Raw genomic sequence first — 16,942 nt, 5'->3', positions numbered from 1 at the left:
CGAACCATTGCACTTCGGACCAGACATTCCACCGGAACGTCTGTTCTCCCAGGTGTCCGCGAACGCTGCCCGCGAAGGAGTCGAGGGAACTCCGGCAGCCCATCAGGAACAACTACAGCAGTGCTTCAAGGATACATACCAAAATTCTCACAGGAGGCAGGCTATGAGTTCTTCGGGTATCTCGTTCTTTGGCATCACTACCGTTCTTGCGACCTTGATAGCTGGCCACGTATCCGCCCAGCAGATCGCCCCCAGCCTCCCGGCCAGTGCAGCAACCAGGCAGGCCAACCAACATGTGCTTACGACACTTCCATTCAACGACCGTCGCGATTTCGAAAACGCAGCCCGCGGACTGCTGCGCAAGCCAGACACGCTCACGATCACCGGCCAAGACGGTCGCCCTGTATGGGACCTGGAGTCGTACAAATCTTTCATCACCGCGGAGTCACCAGCACCGGACTCCGTGAATCCAAGCCTGTGGCGGAACTCGCAGTTGCTGCTGAATTACGGACTCTTTGAAGTAACCGATGGCATCTACCAGGTCAGGGGCTACGATCTGGCAAACATCACCTTCGTCCGTGGCAAGACCGGCTGGATCGTGTTCGATGTCGGCAGCACTCCTGAGACCGCTACCGCCTCCTACCAGCTGCTTACCGAGCAGTTCGGTTCACATCCCATCGTGGCAGTCGTTTACAGCCATCCACATCTGGATCACTACGGCGGCGTCAAAGGCCTGATCAATGAACAGGATGTCCGTTCCGGCAAGGTGCGCCTGATCGCTCCAGAAGGCTTCATGGAGCATGCGGTAAGCGAGAACGTCACCACTGGCAACGCAATGAGTCGCCGCTCGGTGCTCATGTACGGCGCCCTGCTCCCGCGCGGACCGCAAGGAAGCGTCGGTGCCGGCCTCGGGCTGACGAACCCGCGCGGCGTCACCACCCTGATCGAACCCAACGAATACATCTCCAAGACCGGCCAGAAGCTGGTTGTCGATGGTGTTGAGATGGAGTTCCAGCTGACCCCGGGTACGGAAGCACCGGCGGAAATGAATACCTATTTCCCGGCACAACGCGCATTGTGGATGGCCGAGAACACGACGGCGACCCTCCACAACATCCTGACGCTGCGCGGCGCACAGGTCCGTGATGCATTGGGCTGGTCCAGGTACATCCAGGAAACCATCGACCTGTACGGCGACAAGACGGATGTAAAGTTCCAATCGCATCATCACCCCGAATGGGGGCAGGCGCAGGTCCAGGACTATTTCAAGAAGCAACGCGACATCTACAAATACCTACATGACCGCTCCGTGCACCTGATCAATCAAGGCTACACCGGCGACGAGATCGCAGAACTGGTCAAGCTGCCGCCGAGCCTGGATGCACTGTGGTCGGGGCGCGGCTACTACGGCACACTCAAGCACAACGCGCGCGCTATCTACCAACGTTACATGGGGTGGTACACCGGCAATCCGTCGGATCTGGACGTTCTTCCCAACGCCGAAGCCGCCTCCAAATATGTGGAGTACATGGGGGGAGAGGCTGCAATCTTGAAGCGTGCCAAGGCCGACATCGACAAAGGCCAGTACCGCTTTGCAGCGATGGTGCTGCGTCACGTGGCTTTCGCCAATCCAGACAGTTCCGAAGGCAAGGCCCTGCTCGCCGCCGCATACGAGCAGATGGGCTACCAGGCAGAGTCCGGGCCGTGGCGCTCGGTGTATCTGCAGGGCGCCTACGAACTGCGCAATGGCACCCCGCGCATTACCGCCAGCAGTGCCAGCCCTGATGTCGTTCGTGCGATGACCGTGGAAATGTTCTTCGACTACCTGGCCGTGCGCCTGGATGCAGAGAAAGCACTTGGCAAGGTGATCAACGTCAATTTCGAATTCACCGACATCCCCGAGGCCTACACACTCTCACTCGAGAACTCGGTACTCAACCATAGCCGCAAGCTGGCCAGCAACGCTGATGCCAAAGTAAGGCTATCGAAAGCGACGCTGGATGAGATCAATCTCGGCACGCTGTCGATCAAGGATGCCATTGCCAACGGCCGGGTCCAAGCCCAAGGCGACCACAAGGCGCTGACAGACCTGTTCGGAATGTTCAGCACGTTCAGTCCCGACTTCAACGTGGTCACTCCCTGAGGAAGACTCATGATGCTTCGTATGGATGGAACCCAGGGATATCCGGATGACGGGAGAAGCCTGTGAATGGACATCGCACGTTGAAAGTTGCTGCGGTGTTGATCGCGATGGCTCCAATGCTGGCCAAAGCAGACGGTGCCCGCGATTGGCTGAACGCGCCGATCGACATGAACTTCCTGTACGCGTACTACACCTACTCCAACAGCGAGACTTCCATCAACTCAAACCTGCCCGTCGACGGTGCGGAGGTGAGCGCCCACGTCCCCATCCTTCGCTACGCCCGCACCTTTGACATGGGTGGGCGTGTGGGCGGGATCCAGTTCGTCGTTCCATATGCTTTCATCGACGCCGAGCTGGCGGGCACCAAGCTGTCGCGATCAATCAATGGTGCCAGTGACATAACTGCCATTTTTCTCGGCAATATCCATGGTGCACCTGCCTTGACGCCACAGGAGTTCGCGGCGTGGACGCCCGAGAGCTACCTCACTGCCGCGATCGGCGTCACCGCCCCCACCGGCAGCTACCACTCTGATCGCCTGATCAACCCCGGCAAGAACCGCTGGGCATTCAAGCCGCAGTTGGCTTGGGGAAAGCCGACCAGGCCAGGAGAATGGCTATCGATCAACGGCGCCGTCGAGTTCTATGGGAAGAACGATTCCTACTTCCGTGAGCGCACGCAGAAGCAGGATGAGCTGTTTGTTGTCGACATGCACTACAGCAAGAACCTGAGCCAGGCAGCCTGGGTCGCCATTGATGCCATCTACAGCCATGGGGGAGAGGTAAGAGTTGATGGTGCCCACCAGGACAATGAGCAGAAGACACTACGGTTGGGTGTCAGCGGCAGCATGAACTTCTCGCCTACTGATGCGATCAGCGCAGGGGTTACGCGGACAGCCATCAAGGAAAGCCATACCCCAAGTGCCACGAACCTGCAGATCAGCTACAGCAAGATCTGGTAGCCCCCGCCCTCTTGGTCCGCAAGCATCCACCGACTCCCTTTACCGCGGCGGCCATGACGTTGCATGGCCGCCGCTCTCTTTTGAAGCCTTTGCTCCCCGGTGGAAGGCCTCAGTCGTTTCGAGCCGCCTTGTAAACCGGCTCGCCATCCACCCAGGTCGACAGCACCTTCAGGTCATCAAGCTGGTCGGCAGCGACTTTCAACGGGTCGCGATCCAGCACCACGAAGTCGGCGCGCAGGCCACGCTGCAGCTTGCCGACCTGTGCTTCGTCATGGCCAGCCCAGGCCGCGTCACTGGTGAAGCCACGTAGCGCCTCAGCGGCGCTCAGGCGCTGCTCCGGCTGCCAACCACCCGGCGGCTGGCCATCGCGGTCTTGACGGGTAACCGCTGCATACAGGCCCAGCCGCGGATCGACCTGCTCCACCGGGAAGTCCGACCCCAGGGCCAAGCGCGCACCGCTGTGCAGGAAACGCTGCCAGGCGTAGGCGCCGAGGATGCGCTCCGGCCCAACCCGCTGCTCGGCCCAGCCCATGTCCGAGGTGGCATGGGTCGGCTGCATCGAGGCGATCACGCCGAGCTTGGCGAAGCGCGGGATATCCTGCAGCGACACCACCTGCGAGTGTTCGATGCGCCAGCGGTGATCCGCGCCCTTGTGCGAGCCCAGCACCTTCTCGTAGGTATCCAGCACGATGCGGTTGCCGCGATCACCGATCGCATGGGTGGCGACTTGCACCTTGCAGCCATCGGCCTTGCGCACCGCAACTTCGAATTCCTCCGGCGAGGTCATCAGCAGGCCGTGGTTATGCGGGTCGTCGCTGTAAGCGCTGAGCAGGGCCGCACCACGGCTGCCCAACGCGCCGTCCATGTACAGCTTGACCCCGCGCATCTGCAGGCGGCCGCCGGGATGGGCGTACAGGCCGGTCTTGCACAGGTCCTCCAGCGCTTCGTTGTTGCCATCGGCATAGGCGTCGATGCGCAGCGGCAGCTTGCCCTGGTCGGCCAGACGCTTCATCAGCGTCAGGTCCTCGCGCGACACGCCCATGTCATGCACACCGGTCAGACCATTGCTGACTGCCGCCTGCAGCGCAGCCTGCAGCCGCTTTTCGCGCGAAGCGTCATCCAGTGCCGGAATCTGCGAATAGACCAGCGACGCCGCACCATCGACCAATACGCCGCTGGGCTTGCCAGCGGCATCGCGGAGAATGCGCCCGCCCTCCGGCTGCCAGTCGCCGGATAGCGACTTGCCCGCCCTCTCGGCAATACCGATGGCGGCGCTGTTGACCCAGCCGGCATGGCCGTCGATGCGCTCCAGATAGACCGGACGCTGCGGGAACGCCGCATCCAGATCGGCGGCGGTGGGGAAATCGGTGTTGTCCCAACGGTTCTGGTCCCAGCCACGACCCAGCAGCCACTCGCCGGGCGCCAGCGTCTTCTCGAAGGCCTGCAACCGCTCCAGCACTTCGCCACGGGTGCGCGCGCCGGTCAGGTCGGCCTGCATCAAGGTATTGCCCAAGCCGATGATGTGCGCGTGGGCATCGATCAGCCCTGGCACCACGGTCGCGTCGCCCACATCGATGCGCGGCGCCTGCGGGTACAACTGCAGCAAAGCGTCGGCACTGCCCACGTCGAGAACCTTGCCGCTGTCACTTTCCCAGGCAATGGCACCGACCACGGGCTGGGCCGGGTCACCGGTGCGGATGGTATTGGCCACCAGCAGCTTGACCTCGGCCTGGGCCGGCAACGCATGCAGGCAAGGGAGTAACAGGGCAACACAGGCAATACGACGCATCACGCACCCTCCAGAACGGAATGCGTGGACTATGCCGTCATCGACCGGGCCTGACAAACCGTGCCCGGCCTCTCAGCCAGGCAGAAACGCCCGCTGCGCTCAGTCGGCGCTTACATCCACGCGGACACGGATCTGCTCGCCGGGGTGGTAGTCACGATGGGTGCGGTACTGGCGGCCCGCGTATTCGTAGGTGACGTCGTAGCCGTCCACCCGCTCGCTCTCGCTGCCATAGCCGCTTGGCTCACACACACGCACGTCGCCGCGCTGGTAGTTCGGCCGGTTGCTGGCTTCGTAGATGGCGCGGCCGGCGGCACCGCCGGCAATGGTGCCGACCGCAGTGCCCAGGTAGCGGCCGTCACCGCCACCGATGCGGCTGCCGATCACCGCACCAGCCAGGCCACCGATCACCGTCGCCCACTGGCGGCCGCTCTCGTTGCCCTGCCGGTACTGGCCATTGTCGTAGCCGCCGTCGTTGCGATAGCTGTTGTTGCCATAGCCGTCGGCCTGATAACCATTGTTGTTGTCCACATAACCGCCATCGTTGCGCTCATAGCAGCGATGGTTGCTGCCCCGCGCGCCGTTGACGATCACCGGATCCACCCGTACCACCCGTGCGTAGTCGTACACCGCGCCGTTGCCGGTATTGCCGCGGTCGCGGTACTGGCCATCGTCGTAGCGCGGGTCCGGCCGGTACTGGCCGTCATCGTAAGAGCCGTTGGGACGGTATTGGCCGTCGTCGTAACGCTGCGCGGAGGCATTGAAGGCGACCAGGCCACCAGCAATCAGTACTGCGGCAACAGCTAGCGATCGACACATGGCAGCAACCACTCCGGCGGGCATGAGGACAAGGGATGAGCGATGCTCAGGTGCGACGGGTGAAACGATCCTGAACCGGCCCGGCCAGCGTTGCACGCCAACCGGGCCGGCCATCAATCAAGCGCCAATCAGGCCGAAAACTCGGTATCCAGGCTGATCGGCACCGCACTCAAGGCCTTGGAAACCGGGCAGTTCTGCTTGGCGTCATCGGCAATTGCGCGGAACTTTGTCTCGTCCAGGCCGGGGACCACCGCCTTTACCTTGAGCCGGATCTGCGACAGCTGCGGGCCGCCTTCCATCGACAGGTCGACATCGGCGCGGGTATCCAATGAGGTCGGCGGGAAGCCCGCCTCGCTGAGCTTGGCCGACAGCGCCATGGTGAAACAGCCGGCGTGCGCGGCAGCGATCAGTTCCTCGGGGTTGGTGCCCTTCTCGTCGCCGAAGCGGCTGTTGAAGGCATAGCGGGTGTTCTCCAGCAAGCCGCTCTGTGGCGTGTTCAAGCGGCCCTGCCCAGTCTTCAGATCACCTTCCCAGCGTGCGGTGGCGTGACGCGAAATACCCATGGTCGAACTCCTCGTGGTGGATGACGTGGCCAGCCTAAACCAATCCGCGTTAGCTGCTTGTGCGGCACCGCATGATCCCCTGCGGCGTGCCCGGCAGCGGCCAGCTACAGCGCCGATGATCGGTGCGCGACGCGGTTTGAGCATGACTTCCGGCACCGATTTGTTGTCGAAATACGCCCGGAAGCAATATTTATGGGCTTTTTCTTCGATTACCTATTGGCGTCACGCAATACATGCCCTACATTTCGCTTGCCGACGGGGTCGGCACGACCAACAACCAACCGTTCACGGAACAGGAAATCATGGCAAAGACCGCTAAAAAGGCTGCCCCGAAGAAGGCAGTGAAGAAAGTAGCCACGAAGGCTGCAACCAAGGCTGCCGCCAAGCCGGCCGCACCGAAGCCGATCAAGGAAGCACTGACCAAGTCCGGTCTGGTCGCCCACATCGCCGAAGCCACCTCCGTCGCTGCCAAGGACGTGCGCGCTGTGTTCGCCGCCCTGGAAGGCGCCGTTGCCGCCTCGGTCAACAAGAAGGGCGCTGGCTCCTTCACCCTGCCGGGCCTGCTGAAGATCTCCACCGTGAGCGTTGCTGCCAAGCCGAAGCGCAAGGGCATCAACCCGTTCACCAAGGAAGAGCAGTGGTTTGCCGCCAAGCCGGCCACCACCAAGCTCAAGGTGCGTCCGCTCAAGAAGCTCAAGGACGCCGCGCTGTAATCAGCGCGCCCCTTGGCGAAGAAACGGGACGGCCCTGCCGTCCCGTTTTTTTTGGCCGAACGGGCGCAGGAAAACGTTCCCATGGGCCGCAGCGTTCCGCCTGTGGCATGGGAAAAACGCTGGAACACAGCGTCATGGTCCGAACCCTCGTACCTGCGCCAGCGCCGGCCTATGGTGGCCACTCCCCCGCTTCCCCACGTAGTCCACCATGTCCATCAGCAAGCATCGCTACCGAATCTCCGTCACTCCGATCGAGACTGACGGCCAGCAGTGCAGCGGCCGTTGCTCGATCGAGTTCGAACAGCGCAGCCAATACAACTGGATGCGCCAGCTGGAATCCGCGCAAGGCCAGCGCCGCCTGTCCTGCAATGAAGACGCCGGCATCGTGGTTGTCACCGGCCTGCTGGAGACACTGGCCGAATCGGCTGGCAAGCCCGACAGCCTGTTGGCCGCGCTGCAGCCGGAACTGGACCAGCTGCTGCACAAGCTCAAGCGCCTGCAGGCCCCGCTGGACTAAGCTGCTGGCGGGACTGGCGACGGTTTGCGTGGCTCTGCGCAGTCGCGCTGGATCGGGAGTTGCCGAGTGCAGATCGAACCGACCGCTGCATCAGCGGCTGCCAGGCGCGCTTGGAAACCCGCGCTGCAATTGCCAGCCATGCCTGCATCGCGCATCGAAGGTGTTGGCCTGAAGTCGCCGTGGCATCACCTCGGCCTGGCTTGAATCGATGCTGCTAATAAGCCGTTCACCCGATCTGGTTATCTTGCTAGTCCAACCTGCCGCCATTACCGAGTGCGCCCGATGAATCTGCGTTCCCTGCTCCTCCCCAGCATTGCCTTGATCGCGCTCGCCGGCAGCGCCCATGCCGCTCCACAGGTCAACGGCAAGCAGTTGACCGTTGACGCGGCCGACGTGCAGCAATACCTGGATGGCAGTTTCCCACGCACGCAGAAAGCACTGGGCGGGCTGCTCGCACTGACCGTCAGCCAGCCACGCCTGACCCTGCCGCAGGGCAGCCGCCTGGACCTGGGCTTCAACCTGGCCATGGCTGCGGGTGGTTCGTCGATGCCGGTAGGCGATGTGCAGATCAGCAGCGGCCTGCGCTACGACGCGCAGACCCAGGGCTTCCATCTGGACCAACCCACGGTTGATGGCTTCCGCCCCAGCGCTGGTGGTGGTGAACTGGATTCAAGCACCCGCAGCCTGCTCAACAGCTGGCTGGCCGACTACGCCCGCCGCGAGCCGATCTACAAGATCGACCCGGCCATCGCCAAGATGATGGGCGTGCTGCAGGTGAAGTCCGTAGGCATCCAGAACGGACGCATCGCGGTGGAGTTCAACCAGAACCTTGGCAGCTTCGTGCCGCAGGGCTTGCTGGGGAACTGAGCCGGACAGCTGTGGAAACGAAAGAGGCCGCGATTGCGGCCTCTTTGCTTTGTTTGTAGGAGCGGCGTAAGCCGCGAAGCTCGTGAGGTGTCAGCCACTGAGCAGGGTCTTCCCCGCGGAGCTGCGCCATGATCCATTAGCAGCACCTGAGCTGGCAGTGGCTTCGCGGCTTACGCCGCTCCAACAAAACCACGCCGATCCATGCAGCGCCCCAGAGACTCAGCGCTTGGGCTGCAGCATCGTGCCGGTGCACTTGGGCGAGCCGCAACGGCATTCCCAGATCTTCTTCAGGCGCGGGGTGTGGCGCTCGGCCAGGGTGATGCCGTAGTTGTAGGTCAGCTCTTCGCCAGCCTTGATGTCGCGGATGGCTTCGATGAACACCTTGTCGGCGGTACGGTCGTCGCCTTCGGCCTCTTCGATCATCGCTTCGCAGCTCGGATCGCAGCTGTGGTTGATCCAGCGCGCATCGTTGCCCTTGTAGTTGGCATCGATGACGTAATCGTCGTTCAAGGTAAACAGGAAGGTGTGGCCGGTTTCCACATCGCCTGCGTCATCCGCGTCCACTTCGGCATGGGTACGGCGCTTGCCCTTGTATTCGATGACGCGCTCGCCCTTCTTGATCGCTGCCACGGCGAATACGCCGTTGCCGTGGATGGAGGATTTGCGCGCCTGGATCTTCTTGGGCATGTACATGGCCGGGACTTGAGTGAGGCGGTGATTCTCGCCCATCGGGCAAGACAACCCAAGCGGGGATTGGTGTGCGGCAAAAGCCGGACACTTTAGTGGACGCCACCGCGGGCCTCCTTTTCCTGTAGGAGCGGCGTCAGCCGCGAAGCCGATAACAGCTGCGGACCAAACCCAATGCAATCCAAGGCTATCCGAGCCCGCGGCTGTGCCGCGCCCTCTCCTGCCTTCGGCATCCTCTCCTGCCTTCGGCATCCTCTCCTGCAGCGGGAGAGGAAACCGCTGCAGCCCCCTGATTGGCTGGGGATTTCCGCCAGCTGAACAGCAAAACTTGGCCGCCCGGACGAGAAAGCGTACAATTTTGGTCCACATTGATACCCCCGCTCCCGCAATGCTCCGCGTCACCAAGCTCACCGATTACGCCACCGTCGTCCTGACCGTGCTTGCCGCACGGCCGGCCGAAGTGCTGAGCGCGACCGATCTGGCCGAAGCCGCTGGGCTGGAGCCGCCGACCGTCAGCAAGCTGCTCAAGCCACTGGCCCAGGCCGGGCTGGTTGAGGGCCTGCGTGGCGTGCGCGGCGGTTACCGGCTTACCCGTCCAGCTTCCGAGATCACCCTGATCGAGATCCTGGAAGCAATGGAAGGCCCCTTGGCCATCACCGAGTGCAGCCAGGAGCAGAGCCAGTGCGGCCTTGCCGGGCAGTGCGGTGTGCGCTCCAACTGGCGGCTTATCAATGACGTCGTTTCCGATGCCCTGCGTGGCGTCACCCTCGCGCAGATGCTGCACCCCTTACCGCTTGCCGACCGTCGACGCATCAGCGCCGACGTCGTCTCCTGAACAACCGTAGGCAGCCCTGATGGCCACCGAGATCATCGAAAAGGTCGACACCGTCGACAGTCCGAACCGTGAAATCCACGAACAGCTGGGGCGCAAGTACGACGCCGGCTTCATCACCCTGATTGAATCCGAGTCGTTCCCGCCGGGCCTGGACGAGGACGTCATCCGCGCGCTCTCGGCCAAGAAGGAAGAGCCCGAATGGATGACGCAGTGGCGCCTGGACGCCTACCGCCACTTCCTGACCATGCGCCAGCCGGACTGGGCCAAGCTGCAGATCGGCCCGATCGACCTGCAGGCACTGAGCTATTTCTCCGCACCCAAGGGCCCGAAGTACCAGTCGCTGGACGAAGTGCCCAAGGAACTGCTGGACACTTACGAGAAGCTCGGCGTGCCGCTGCATGAGCGCGCAAAGCTGGCTGGCGTGGCGGTGGATGCGGTGTTCGACTCGGTTTCGGTCGGCACCACCTTCCGCAAGGAGCTGGCCGAGAAGGGCGTGGTGTTCTGCTCCATCTCCGAAGCCATCCGCGAATACCCGGAGCTGGTGCGCAAGTACCTGGGCTCGGTGGTACCGGTGGGCGACAACTATTTCGCCGCGTTGAACTCGGCAGTGTTCTCCGACGGCAGCTTTGTCTTCATCCCGGCCGGCGTGCGCTGCCCGATGGAGCTGAGCACCTATTTCCGCATCAACGCCAGCAATACCGGGCAGTTCGAGCGCACCTTGATCATCTGCGAGGACAAGGCCTACGTCTCCTACCTGGAAGGCTGCACCGCGCCGATGCGCGATGAAAACCAGCTGCACGCCGCGGTGGTCGAGCTGGTGGCGCTGGAAGATGCCGAGATCAAGTATTCGACCGTGCAGAACTGGTACCCGGGCGACGAGAACGGCGTCGGCGGCATTTACAACTTCGTCACCAAGCGTGCCGAATGCCGTGGCGCGCGCTCCAAGGTGACCTGGACCCAGGTGGAAACCGGCTCGGCCATCACCTGGAAGTACCCGTCCTGCGTGCTGCTGGGCGACGACTCGGTGGGCGAATTCCACTCGGTCGCGCTGACCCACCATCGCCAGCAGGCCGATACCGGCACCAAGATGATCCACGTCGGCAAGCGCACCAAGAGCAAGATCATCTCCAAGGGCATCAGCGCCGGCCGTGGCCAGAACACCTACCGCGGCCTGGTGCGTGTTGACCGTGGTGCAGAAGGCGCGCGCAACTACACCCAGTGCGACTCGTTGCTGATCGGCAAGAAGTGTGGCGCCCACACCTTCCCCTACATCGAGGTGAAGAACCCCAGCGCCACCGTCGAGCATGAGGCCACCACCTCCAAGATCTCCGACGACCAGCTGTTCTATTGCCGCGCCCGCGGCATCGACCAGGAAAACGCGGTGTCGATGATCGTCGACGGCTTCTGCAAGCAGGTCTTCAAGGAACTGCCGATGGAGTTCGCGGTGGAAGCCAAGAAGCTGCTGGAAGTCTCGCTGGAAGGATCGGTCGGATGAGCCGCCTGCCGCTGCTACTGCTGGCCGTGCTGCCGTTCGCGGCCTCCGCTGCGTCGCCGGGCAAGGCCTGTGATGACGCCCGCACCCAGTTCGAGCTCAACGAGTGCGCGGCGGCCGAAGCCACCGCCGCCGACACCGAGCTAAACGCCGTGTACCGGCAGGTGATGCAGAAACTGCAGGGCCAGCCGGTCGCCATCGACAAGCTGCGCGCTGCCCAGCGCCTGTGGATCCCGCTGCGCGACGCCGACATCGAAGCGCGCTACCCGGTGGGCAAGGACGAAAATCCGCGCGTCCTGTACGGCTCGATGTATCCGATGCTGTATTCGGCCAACAAGGCCGAGCTGACCCGCAAACGCACCCAGTGGCTGCGCGCCACCTTCCTCGATCGCGCCGAAGGCGAGCTCTGATCGCCCCGCACACTACATATTGAAGAACGCACCCTCATGCTGAAGATCGAAAACCTCCACGCAAGCATCGGCGACAAGGAAATCCTCAAGGGTCTGTCGCTGGAAGTGAAGCCGGGCGAAGTGCACGCCATCATGGGCCCGAACGGCGCCGGCAAGTCCACCCTTGGCAATGTCCTGTCCGGCCGCGACGGCTACGACGTCACCGCCGGCAGCGTGCAGTTCGAAGATGGCGACCTGCTGGAGCTGGAACCGGAAGCACGCGCCGCCGCCGGCCTGTTCCTGGCCTTCCAGTACCCGGTGGAAATCCCCGGCGTCAACAACACCTACTTCCTGCGTGCCGCGCTCAACGCGCAGCGCAAGGCACGTGGCGAAGAGGAACTGGACTCGATGCAGTTCCTCAAGCTGGTCCGGCAGAAGCTGGCCGTGCTGCACCTGAAGGACGAGCTGCTGCACCGTGGCGTCAACGAAGGCTTCTCCGGTGGCGAGAAGAAGCGCAACGAGATCTTCCAGCTGGCCGTGCTCGAACCGAAGCTGGCGATCCTCGACGAAACCGACTCCGGCCTGGACATCGATGCGCTGAAGAGCGTGGCCGATGGCGTCAACGCATTGCGTTCGCCGGAGCGTTCGTTCCTGGTCATCACCCACTACCAGCGCCTGCTCGACTACATCAAGCCGGACGTGGTGCACGTGTTGGCCGACGGTCGCATCGTCAAGACCGGTGGCCCGGAACTGGCGCTGGAGCTGGAAGCCCACGGTTATGACTTCCTGAAGGACCGCGTGGTCCGCGAGGCCGCCAAGTAATGAATGCCCTGCTCGATTCACTGGCCGGCACCTTCTGCGGCAGCAAGGAGCGCGCCGAGCTGCTTGAAGCCGCACTGAAAACCGGCCTACCCGCCGCCCGCAACGAGGCCTGGAAATACACCTCACTGCGTCAACTGGAGCGCCGCAGTTTCACTGCCGCGCCGCTGCAGGCCCCGGACATCGATGCCGCGCTGCTGGCCGACATCCCGTCGCCGCGCCTGGTCTTCGTCAACGGCCGCCACAGCGCTGCGTTGAGCGATCTGTCGTCGCTGGATGCCGGTGTGCAGGTGCGCACCCTGTCCGCCGTGCAGGCCGAAGAGCCCGAGGCACTGCGTTTCCTTGGCCGTCGCTTCGAGCGCGCCGAGGAAGTGTTCGCCCAGCTCAATGCCGCACTCGCCGATGAGGGCGTGCTGGTGCAGGTCGCCGACGGCATCGTCAGCGAAACCCCGCTGCATCTGGTATTTGTCAGCACGGCGGATTCCAGCGACCACGCCTGGCATCACCGTCACCTGATCGAACTGCGCCGTGGCGCCGTGTTCGGCCTGGTCGAACATCACCTGCAGGCCGGCGACAGCGCGCACCTGGACAACACCCTGGTCCACGTCCACATCGCCCAGAACGCCGTACTGTCGCACGCCCGCGTCCAGGCCGACAGCGCGCGTGTCACCTCGCTGCTGCGCACCGACGCGGTGTTGGCACGCGATGCAGAGTACCGCCGCATCGACCTGGAACTGGGTGCTGCGCTGAGCCGTCATGAGCTCAACGTGCGCCTGGAAGGCGACAACGCCAAGCTGACCGCCAATGGCGTGCTGCTCGGCACCGGCCGCCGTCATATCGATACCCGCCTGGGCATCGAGCACATCGCCAAGGACACCAGCGCCGAGCTGGTCTGGCGCGGCGTGGCGGCCAACCGCAGCCGCGTGGTGTTCCATGGCGGCATCGGCATCCGCGAAGGCGCCGATGGCACCGATGCCAACCTGTCCAACAAGAACCTGCTGCTGTCGGCCGATGCCGAGATCGATACTCAGCCGACGCTGGTGATCGACGCCGAAGAGGTCAAGGCGGCTCACGGCGCTACTGTCGGCCAGCTCGACGCCAACGCGCTGTTCTACCTGCGCTCGCGTGGCCTGCCTGCCGAACAGGCGCGCGCCATGCTCAGCGCCGCGTTCTGCCACGAGCCGCTGTCCGCGGTGGAAGGCGTTCTTACCGAAAAGCTGGCCCGCCACCTGGACCAGGCACTGCAACAGGCAGGCATGGCATGAATCTCAGTTCCCCGCGTCCGATCCACACTTCAGTGACCGCCCCCGATTGGGAGCGCGTGCGCGCCGATTTCCCGCTGCTGATGCGCGAAGTCAACGGCAAGCCGCTGGTGTATTTCGACAATGCCAACACCGCGCAGAAGCCACTGTCGGTGATCGGCGCGGTGGACGAGTTCTATCGCCGTTACAACGCCAATGTCAGCCGTGCGGTGCATGCGCTCGGCACCGAGGCCACCGACGCCTACGAAGGCGCACGCACCAAGCTGGCGCGCTTTCTCAACGTGCGCAGCGATGAGCTGGTGTTGTGCAGCGGCACCACCTTTGCGATCAATCTGGTCGCGTACTCGTGGGCATTGCCGCGTTTGAAGGCTGGCGATGTGATCCTGGTGTCGCGCATGGAGCACCACGCCAACATCGTGCCGTGGCAGCTGGTCGCCGAGCGCACCGGCGCGACCATCCGCGTGGCCGAGATCAGCCCCGATGGCAGCCTCGACCTGGACGCGCTGCATGCAGCGATGACGCCGGAAGTGAAGCTGCTGGCGCTCACCCACGTCTCCAACGTGCTGGGCACCATCAATCCGGTGCGCGAGATCTGCCGCGAGGCCCGCAAGCGCGGCATCGTCACCGTGATCGACGGCTCGCAGGCCGCACCGCACCTGAGCGTGGACGTTGCCGCCATCGGCTGCGATTTCTACGTGGTGACCGGCCACAAGATGTGCGGCCCGACCGGCACCGGCGCGCTGTGGGCACGCCGTGAGCACCTGCAAGATATGCCGCCCTTCCTTGGTGGCGGCGAGATGATCAAGGAAGTCAGCTTCGAAGGCACCGTATTCAACGATGCCCCGCACAAGTTCGAAGCCGGCACGCCGAACATCGCCGGTTTCATCGGCCTTGGCGTGGCAGTGGATTACCTGGAAGCGTTGGGTCGCGAACACATCGAAGCCCGCGAGCAGGAGCTGCTGGCCCATTTCACCGAAGAACTGCAGCGCGTTGAAGGCCTGCGTATCTTCGGCACTGCGCCGAACAAGGCGGCGGTGGTGTCGTTCCAGATCGAAGGCGCACATGCGCACGACCTGGCGACCCTGCTCGACCTGCAAGGCGTCGCCGTGCGCTCCGGCCAGCACTGCGCGCACCCGCTGCTGCAGTACTACGGCGTAGCTGCAACCTGCCGCGCCTCGCTGGCGTTCTACAACACGCATGAAGAGATCGAGTCCTTCATGGCGGCGTTGAAGAAAGTGCGCACCTTGCTGGGTTGAGCCGCGCTGGTTTTGTGGGAGCGGCGTGAGCCGCGAAGCCGATAGCACTACAGCTCGAGATTCAAACAGCGAAAGCGCCCTCACCCCAACCCCTCTCCCGTAAACGGGAGAGGGGCTACGACGCAGCACTGAGTAGCGGAATGATTGTGGGAGCGGCGTAAGCCGCGAAGCAGGCGTGGCTGCAGCGCTCGTTGATACCGCAATCTGACAATTTGTCAGCCTCGCGGCTTATGCCGCTCCCACAACCCAGCAGAAGATCACCGCGCACAGCGCTGCTCACACATGTCATAATGCGAACAATTCGCATTTGCACAAACGATGAGCCCCGCGTCATCCTCCCTCCTTGCCACCTTGTTCCGCGACCATCACCGCTGGTTGCTGGCACGGCTGTGCAGGCAGGTTCGGTGCCGCTGGGACGCAGAAGACCTCACCGCCGAGACCTTCAGCCAGGTCGCAGCTTCGCGCACGCCGCTGACCAGCATCGATGAGCCGCGCGCGTTCCTGACCACCATCGCCAAGCGCCTGCTGTTCCATCTGCGCCGGCGCCGTGATCTGGAACAGGCCTGGTTGGAACAACTGCGGCATAGTCCAGAAGCATTCTCGCCTTCCCCTGAAGAGCGGGCGCTGCTGCTGGAAACCGTGCTGCTGGTCGACCGCAGCATGCAATCGCTGCCAGCACCCGCCCGCGCCGCCTTCCTCTACAGCCAGCTCGACGACATGGGCCACGAGCAGATCGCGCAACAGCTTGGCGTATCGGTACGCACGGTCGGTCGCTACCTGCGCCAGGCCTGGAGCTGCTGCCTGCAGGACCTGCAGCACACGGATCTGGCCCCATGAGCGAGCAAGCGGCGATGGAAGCCGCCATCGACTGGATGGTGCTGCTGCAATCCGGCAGTGCCGGTGCGGACAGCGAACAGCAGCTGCAGCGCTGGCTGGACGCCTCGGCCGAGAATCGTCAGGCTTGGCAGCAGCTGCAGGAAATCCAGGGCCGCTTCCAGCGCCTGCGCGAGGTTGCCCAGCGTCATCCCGGCCAGGACCAACAGACACGCGAACTGCTGCTGCGGCCGTCACGGCGCGTCGCCCTGCGTTCCTTTGCGGCCTTCGCCCTCACCGCTGGCGGCGCGGCGCTGCTGGCCGACCGCAAATTCCCACTGCGCGAGCTCAGCGCCGACCTGCGCACCGCCACCGGGCAACGTAGCCGTTTCGCACTGGAAGACGGCAGCACGCTCACCCTCGACGCGCGCAGCGCGATCGACCTGGATTTCGGTGCCAACCAGCGCCAACTGTGGCTGCGGCGCGGGCGCGCCTTGCTCGATATCGCCGCTGATCCTCGCCCCCTGCTGCTGCACAGCCTGCACACCAAGCTCAGCCTGCTGCGCGGCAAATTGATGGTCGAACGCTACGAGGCATCCACCCAGGTTGCCGTTCTCAGCGATCACGTCTTGATCGAAGACCAGCACGGCCATAGCCAGCGCCTGCTCGCCGGGGAAAGCGCACGCATCGATGCCAGCGGCATCACCGCACTCGGCAGCAATCCGCTGCAACTGACCGACTGGCTGCACGGCCGGGTCAGCCTCGACAACGTGCCGCTGCTGGATCTGGTGGAGCGTCTGCGCGCCTACCGCAGTGGCTTCCTGCGGGTTTCGCCGGAGGCCGCCGCGCTGCGCGTGCAGGGCGTATTCGGGCTGGATGACAGTGACCGCACCTTGGCCGCGCTGGCCGAAACCCTGCCCTTGCTGATCCGCTCCTACGGCCCGGTCACCCTGATCGAAAAAAAATAGCGTGAGCGTGTCCGGTTTTTCGCCCTCGATACACATCCCTATCCGAAACCCTCT

General features: G+C 63.6%; 18 protein-coding genes. 14 read left to right on the top strand and 4 right to left on the bottom strand.

What is annotated here, in order from left to right; genetic code table 11:
• Positions 1-163: 163 nt before the first annotated feature.
• Together Q5Z11_RS06395 and Q5Z11_RS06390 are read left to right on the top strand one after the other, a co-directional pair.
• A complete protein-coding gene (locus tag Q5Z11_RS06395) occupies positions 164-2,143 on the top strand; it encodes an alkyl/aryl-sulfatase (protein ID WP_303749203.1) in 1,980 nt (659 codons plus the stop codon).
• A 62-nt stretch (positions 2,144-2,205) separates the two neighbouring features.
• Positions 2,206-3,102 (top strand): transporter, encoded by an 897-nt coding sequence (locus Q5Z11_RS06390; protein WP_303749202.1) that lies wholly within the window; start codon positions 2,206-2,208, stop codon positions 3,100-3,102.
• Between the two features lie 109 nt (positions 3,103-3,211).
• On the opposite strand, the gene Q5Z11_RS06385 is transcribed toward Q5Z11_RS06390, so the two are convergent.
• The 3 genes from Q5Z11_RS06385 to Q5Z11_RS06375 all read right to left on the bottom strand — a co-directional run bounded on the left by Q5Z11_RS06385 (position 3,212) and on the right by Q5Z11_RS06375 (position 6,270).
• Entirely contained in the window at positions 3,212-4,891 is a 1,680-nt protein-coding gene (locus tag Q5Z11_RS06385) for an amidohydrolase (RefSeq protein WP_303749986.1), read from the bottom strand.
• Positions 4,892-4,990: 99 nt separating this feature from the next.
• Positions 4,991-5,707, bottom strand: a complete 717-nt coding sequence (locus Q5Z11_RS06380) for a glycine zipper 2TM domain-containing protein (RefSeq protein WP_303749201.1) — start codon at positions 5,705-5,707, stop codon at positions 4,991-4,993.
• A 128-nt stretch (positions 5,708-5,835) separates the two neighbouring features.
• The gene (locus Q5Z11_RS06375; protein ID WP_303749200.1) at positions 5,836-6,270 is read right to left on the bottom strand and encodes an OsmC family protein; all 435 of its coding nucleotides are present in this window, start codon (positions 6,268-6,270) and stop codon (positions 5,836-5,838) included.
• A 302-nt stretch (positions 6,271-6,572) separates the two neighbouring features.
• Here Q5Z11_RS06375 and Q5Z11_RS06370 point away from each other — a divergent pair, with 302 nt between their 5' ends.
• The 4 genes from Q5Z11_RS06370 (at position 6,573) to Q5Z11_RS06355 (ending at position 8,367) form a co-directional block, all read left to right on the top strand.
• Positions 6,573-6,983: an HU family DNA-binding protein gene (locus tag Q5Z11_RS06370; RefSeq protein WP_282272710.1), complete on the top strand. Its 411-nt coding sequence runs from the start codon at positions 6,573-6,575 to the stop codon at positions 6,981-6,983.
• Between the two features lie 208 nt (positions 6,984-7,191).
• Positions 7,192-7,500: a DUF3861 family protein gene (locus tag Q5Z11_RS06365; protein ID WP_303749199.1), complete on the top strand. Its 309-nt coding sequence runs from the start codon at positions 7,192-7,194 to the stop codon at positions 7,498-7,500.
• A 66-nt stretch (positions 7,501-7,566) separates the two neighbouring features.
• Positions 7,567-7,704 carry a hypothetical protein gene (locus Q5Z11_RS06360; RefSeq protein ID WP_303749198.1) on the top strand — a complete coding sequence of 46 codons (138 nt, stop codon included), beginning with the start codon at positions 7,567-7,569 and terminating at the stop codon, positions 7,702-7,704.
• A gap of 78 nt (positions 7,705-7,782) precedes the next feature.
• Positions 7,783-8,367 (top strand): DUF1439 domain-containing protein, encoded by a 585-nt coding sequence (locus Q5Z11_RS06355; protein WP_303749197.1) that lies wholly within the window; start codon positions 7,783-7,785, stop codon positions 8,365-8,367.
• A gap of 219 nt (positions 8,368-8,586) precedes the next feature.
• Here Q5Z11_RS06355 and Q5Z11_RS06350 read toward each other — a convergent pair whose 3' ends face one another.
• Positions 8,587-9,054 carry an SET domain-containing protein gene (locus tag Q5Z11_RS06350; protein WP_303749196.1) on the bottom strand — a complete coding sequence of 156 codons (468 nt, stop codon included), beginning with the start codon at positions 9,052-9,054 and terminating at the stop codon, positions 8,587-8,589.
• Between the two features lie 388 nt (positions 9,055-9,442).
• Here Q5Z11_RS06350 and Q5Z11_RS06345 point away from each other — a divergent pair, with 388 nt between their 5' ends.
• From Q5Z11_RS06345 to Q5Z11_RS06310, 8 genes are all read left to right on the top strand, one after another.
• Entirely contained in the window at positions 9,443-9,889 is a 447-nt protein-coding gene (locus tag Q5Z11_RS06345; protein WP_293706143.1) for an SUF system Fe-S cluster assembly regulator, read from the top strand.
• A gap of 19 nt (positions 9,890-9,908) precedes the next feature.
• A complete protein-coding gene (gene sufB / locus Q5Z11_RS06340) occupies positions 9,909-11,384 on the top strand; it encodes a Fe-S cluster assembly protein SufB (protein ID WP_303749195.1) in 1,476 nt (491 codons plus the stop codon).
• Entirely contained in the window at positions 11,381-11,791 is a 411-nt protein-coding gene (locus Q5Z11_RS06335) for a lysozyme inhibitor LprI family protein (protein WP_303749194.1), read from the top strand. Before sufB ends, Q5Z11_RS06335 begins: the two co-directional genes overlap by 4 nt.
• A gap of 36 nt (positions 11,792-11,827) precedes the next feature.
• The gene (gene sufC / locus Q5Z11_RS06330) at positions 11,828-12,592 is read left to right on the top strand and encodes a Fe-S cluster assembly ATPase SufC (protein ID WP_282271346.1); all 765 of its coding nucleotides are present in this window, start codon (positions 11,828-11,830) and stop codon (positions 12,590-12,592) included.
• Positions 12,592-13,854, top strand: a complete 1,263-nt coding sequence (sufD, locus tag Q5Z11_RS06325) for a Fe-S cluster assembly protein SufD (protein ID WP_303749193.1) — start codon at positions 12,592-12,594, stop codon at positions 13,852-13,854. Before sufC ends, sufD begins: the two co-directional genes overlap by 1 nt.
• The gene (locus Q5Z11_RS06320) at positions 13,851-15,107 is read left to right on the top strand and encodes a cysteine desulfurase (protein WP_303749192.1); all 1,257 of its coding nucleotides are present in this window, start codon (positions 13,851-13,853) and stop codon (positions 15,105-15,107) included. The genes sufD and Q5Z11_RS06320 overlap by 4 nt, the downstream gene beginning before the upstream one ends.
• 318 nt (positions 15,108-15,425) lie before the next feature.
• On the top strand, positions 15,426-15,944 hold the full coding sequence (locus tag Q5Z11_RS06315) for a sigma-70 family RNA polymerase sigma factor (RefSeq protein WP_303749191.1): 519 nt from the start codon (positions 15,426-15,428) through the stop codon (positions 15,942-15,944).
• The gene (locus tag Q5Z11_RS06310) at positions 15,941-16,888 is read left to right on the top strand and encodes a FecR family protein (RefSeq protein WP_303749190.1); all 948 of its coding nucleotides are present in this window, start codon (positions 15,941-15,943) and stop codon (positions 16,886-16,888) included. The genes Q5Z11_RS06315 and Q5Z11_RS06310 overlap by 4 nt, the downstream gene beginning before the upstream one ends.
• Positions 16,889-16,942 lie beyond the last annotated feature (54 nt).

Origin of the sequence: Stenotrophomonas sp. 610A2, assembly GCF_030549615.1 — a bacterium.
In the GTDB taxonomy this organism is placed as follows: domain Bacteria; phylum Pseudomonadota; class Gammaproteobacteria; order Xanthomonadales; family Xanthomonadaceae; genus Stenotrophomonas; species Stenotrophomonas pigmentata.
This window is presented reverse-complemented; position numbering and strand designations above follow the sequence as displayed.

What these genes read in the sequence shown, in the direction of transcription:
- sufD (WP_303749193.1), top strand. Translation starts at nt 12,592, where the DNA reads ATGAATGCCCTGCTCGATTCACTGGCCGGCACCTTCTGCGGCAGCAAG.
- Q5Z11_RS06395 (WP_303749203.1), top strand. Translation starts at nt 164, where the DNA reads ATGAGTTCTTCGGGTATCTCGTTCTTTGGCATCACTACCGTTCTTGCG.
- Q5Z11_RS06370 (WP_282272710.1), top strand. Translation starts at nt 6,573, where the DNA reads ATGGCAAAGACCGCTAAAAAGGCTGCCCCGAAGAAGGCAGTGAAGAAA.
- Q5Z11_RS06310 (WP_303749190.1), top strand. Translation starts at nt 15,941, where the DNA reads ATGAGCGAGCAAGCGGCGATGGAAGCCGCCATCGACTGGATGGTGCTG.
- Q5Z11_RS06315 (WP_303749191.1), top strand. Translation starts at nt 15,426, where the DNA reads ATGAGCCCCGCGTCATCCTCCCTCCTTGCCACCTTGTTCCGCGACCAT.
- Q5Z11_RS06350 (WP_303749196.1), bottom strand. Translation starts at nt 9,054, where the DNA reads ATGCCCAAGAAGATCCAGGCGCGCAAATCCTCCATCCACGGCAACGGC.
- Q5Z11_RS06335 (WP_303749194.1), top strand. Translation starts at nt 11,381, where the DNA reads ATGAGCCGCCTGCCGCTGCTACTGCTGGCCGTGCTGCCGTTCGCGGCC.
- sufC (WP_282271346.1), top strand. Translation starts at nt 11,828, where the DNA reads ATGCTGAAGATCGAAAACCTCCACGCAAGCATCGGCGACAAGGAAATC.
- Q5Z11_RS06380 (WP_303749201.1), bottom strand. Translation starts at nt 5,707, where the DNA reads ATGTGTCGATCGCTAGCTGTTGCCGCAGTACTGATTGCTGGTGGCCTG.
- Q5Z11_RS06345 (WP_293706143.1), top strand. Translation starts at nt 9,443, where the DNA reads ATGCTCCGCGTCACCAAGCTCACCGATTACGCCACCGTCGTCCTGACC.
- Q5Z11_RS06320 (WP_303749192.1), top strand. Translation starts at nt 13,851, where the DNA reads ATGAATCTCAGTTCCCCGCGTCCGATCCACACTTCAGTGACCGCCCCC.
- Q5Z11_RS06375 (WP_303749200.1), bottom strand. Translation starts at nt 6,270, where the DNA reads ATGGGTATTTCGCGTCACGCCACCGCACGCTGGGAAGGTGATCTGAAG.
- Q5Z11_RS06355 (WP_303749197.1), top strand. Translation starts at nt 7,783, where the DNA reads ATGAATCTGCGTTCCCTGCTCCTCCCCAGCATTGCCTTGATCGCGCTC.
- Q5Z11_RS06385 (WP_303749986.1), bottom strand. Translation starts at nt 4,891, where the DNA reads ATGCGTCGTATTGCCTGTGTTGCCCTGTTACTCCCTTGCCTGCATGCG.
- Q5Z11_RS06365 (WP_303749199.1), top strand. Translation starts at nt 7,192, where the DNA reads ATGTCCATCAGCAAGCATCGCTACCGAATCTCCGTCACTCCGATCGAG.
- sufB (WP_303749195.1), top strand. Translation starts at nt 9,909, where the DNA reads ATGGCCACCGAGATCATCGAAAAGGTCGACACCGTCGACAGTCCGAAC.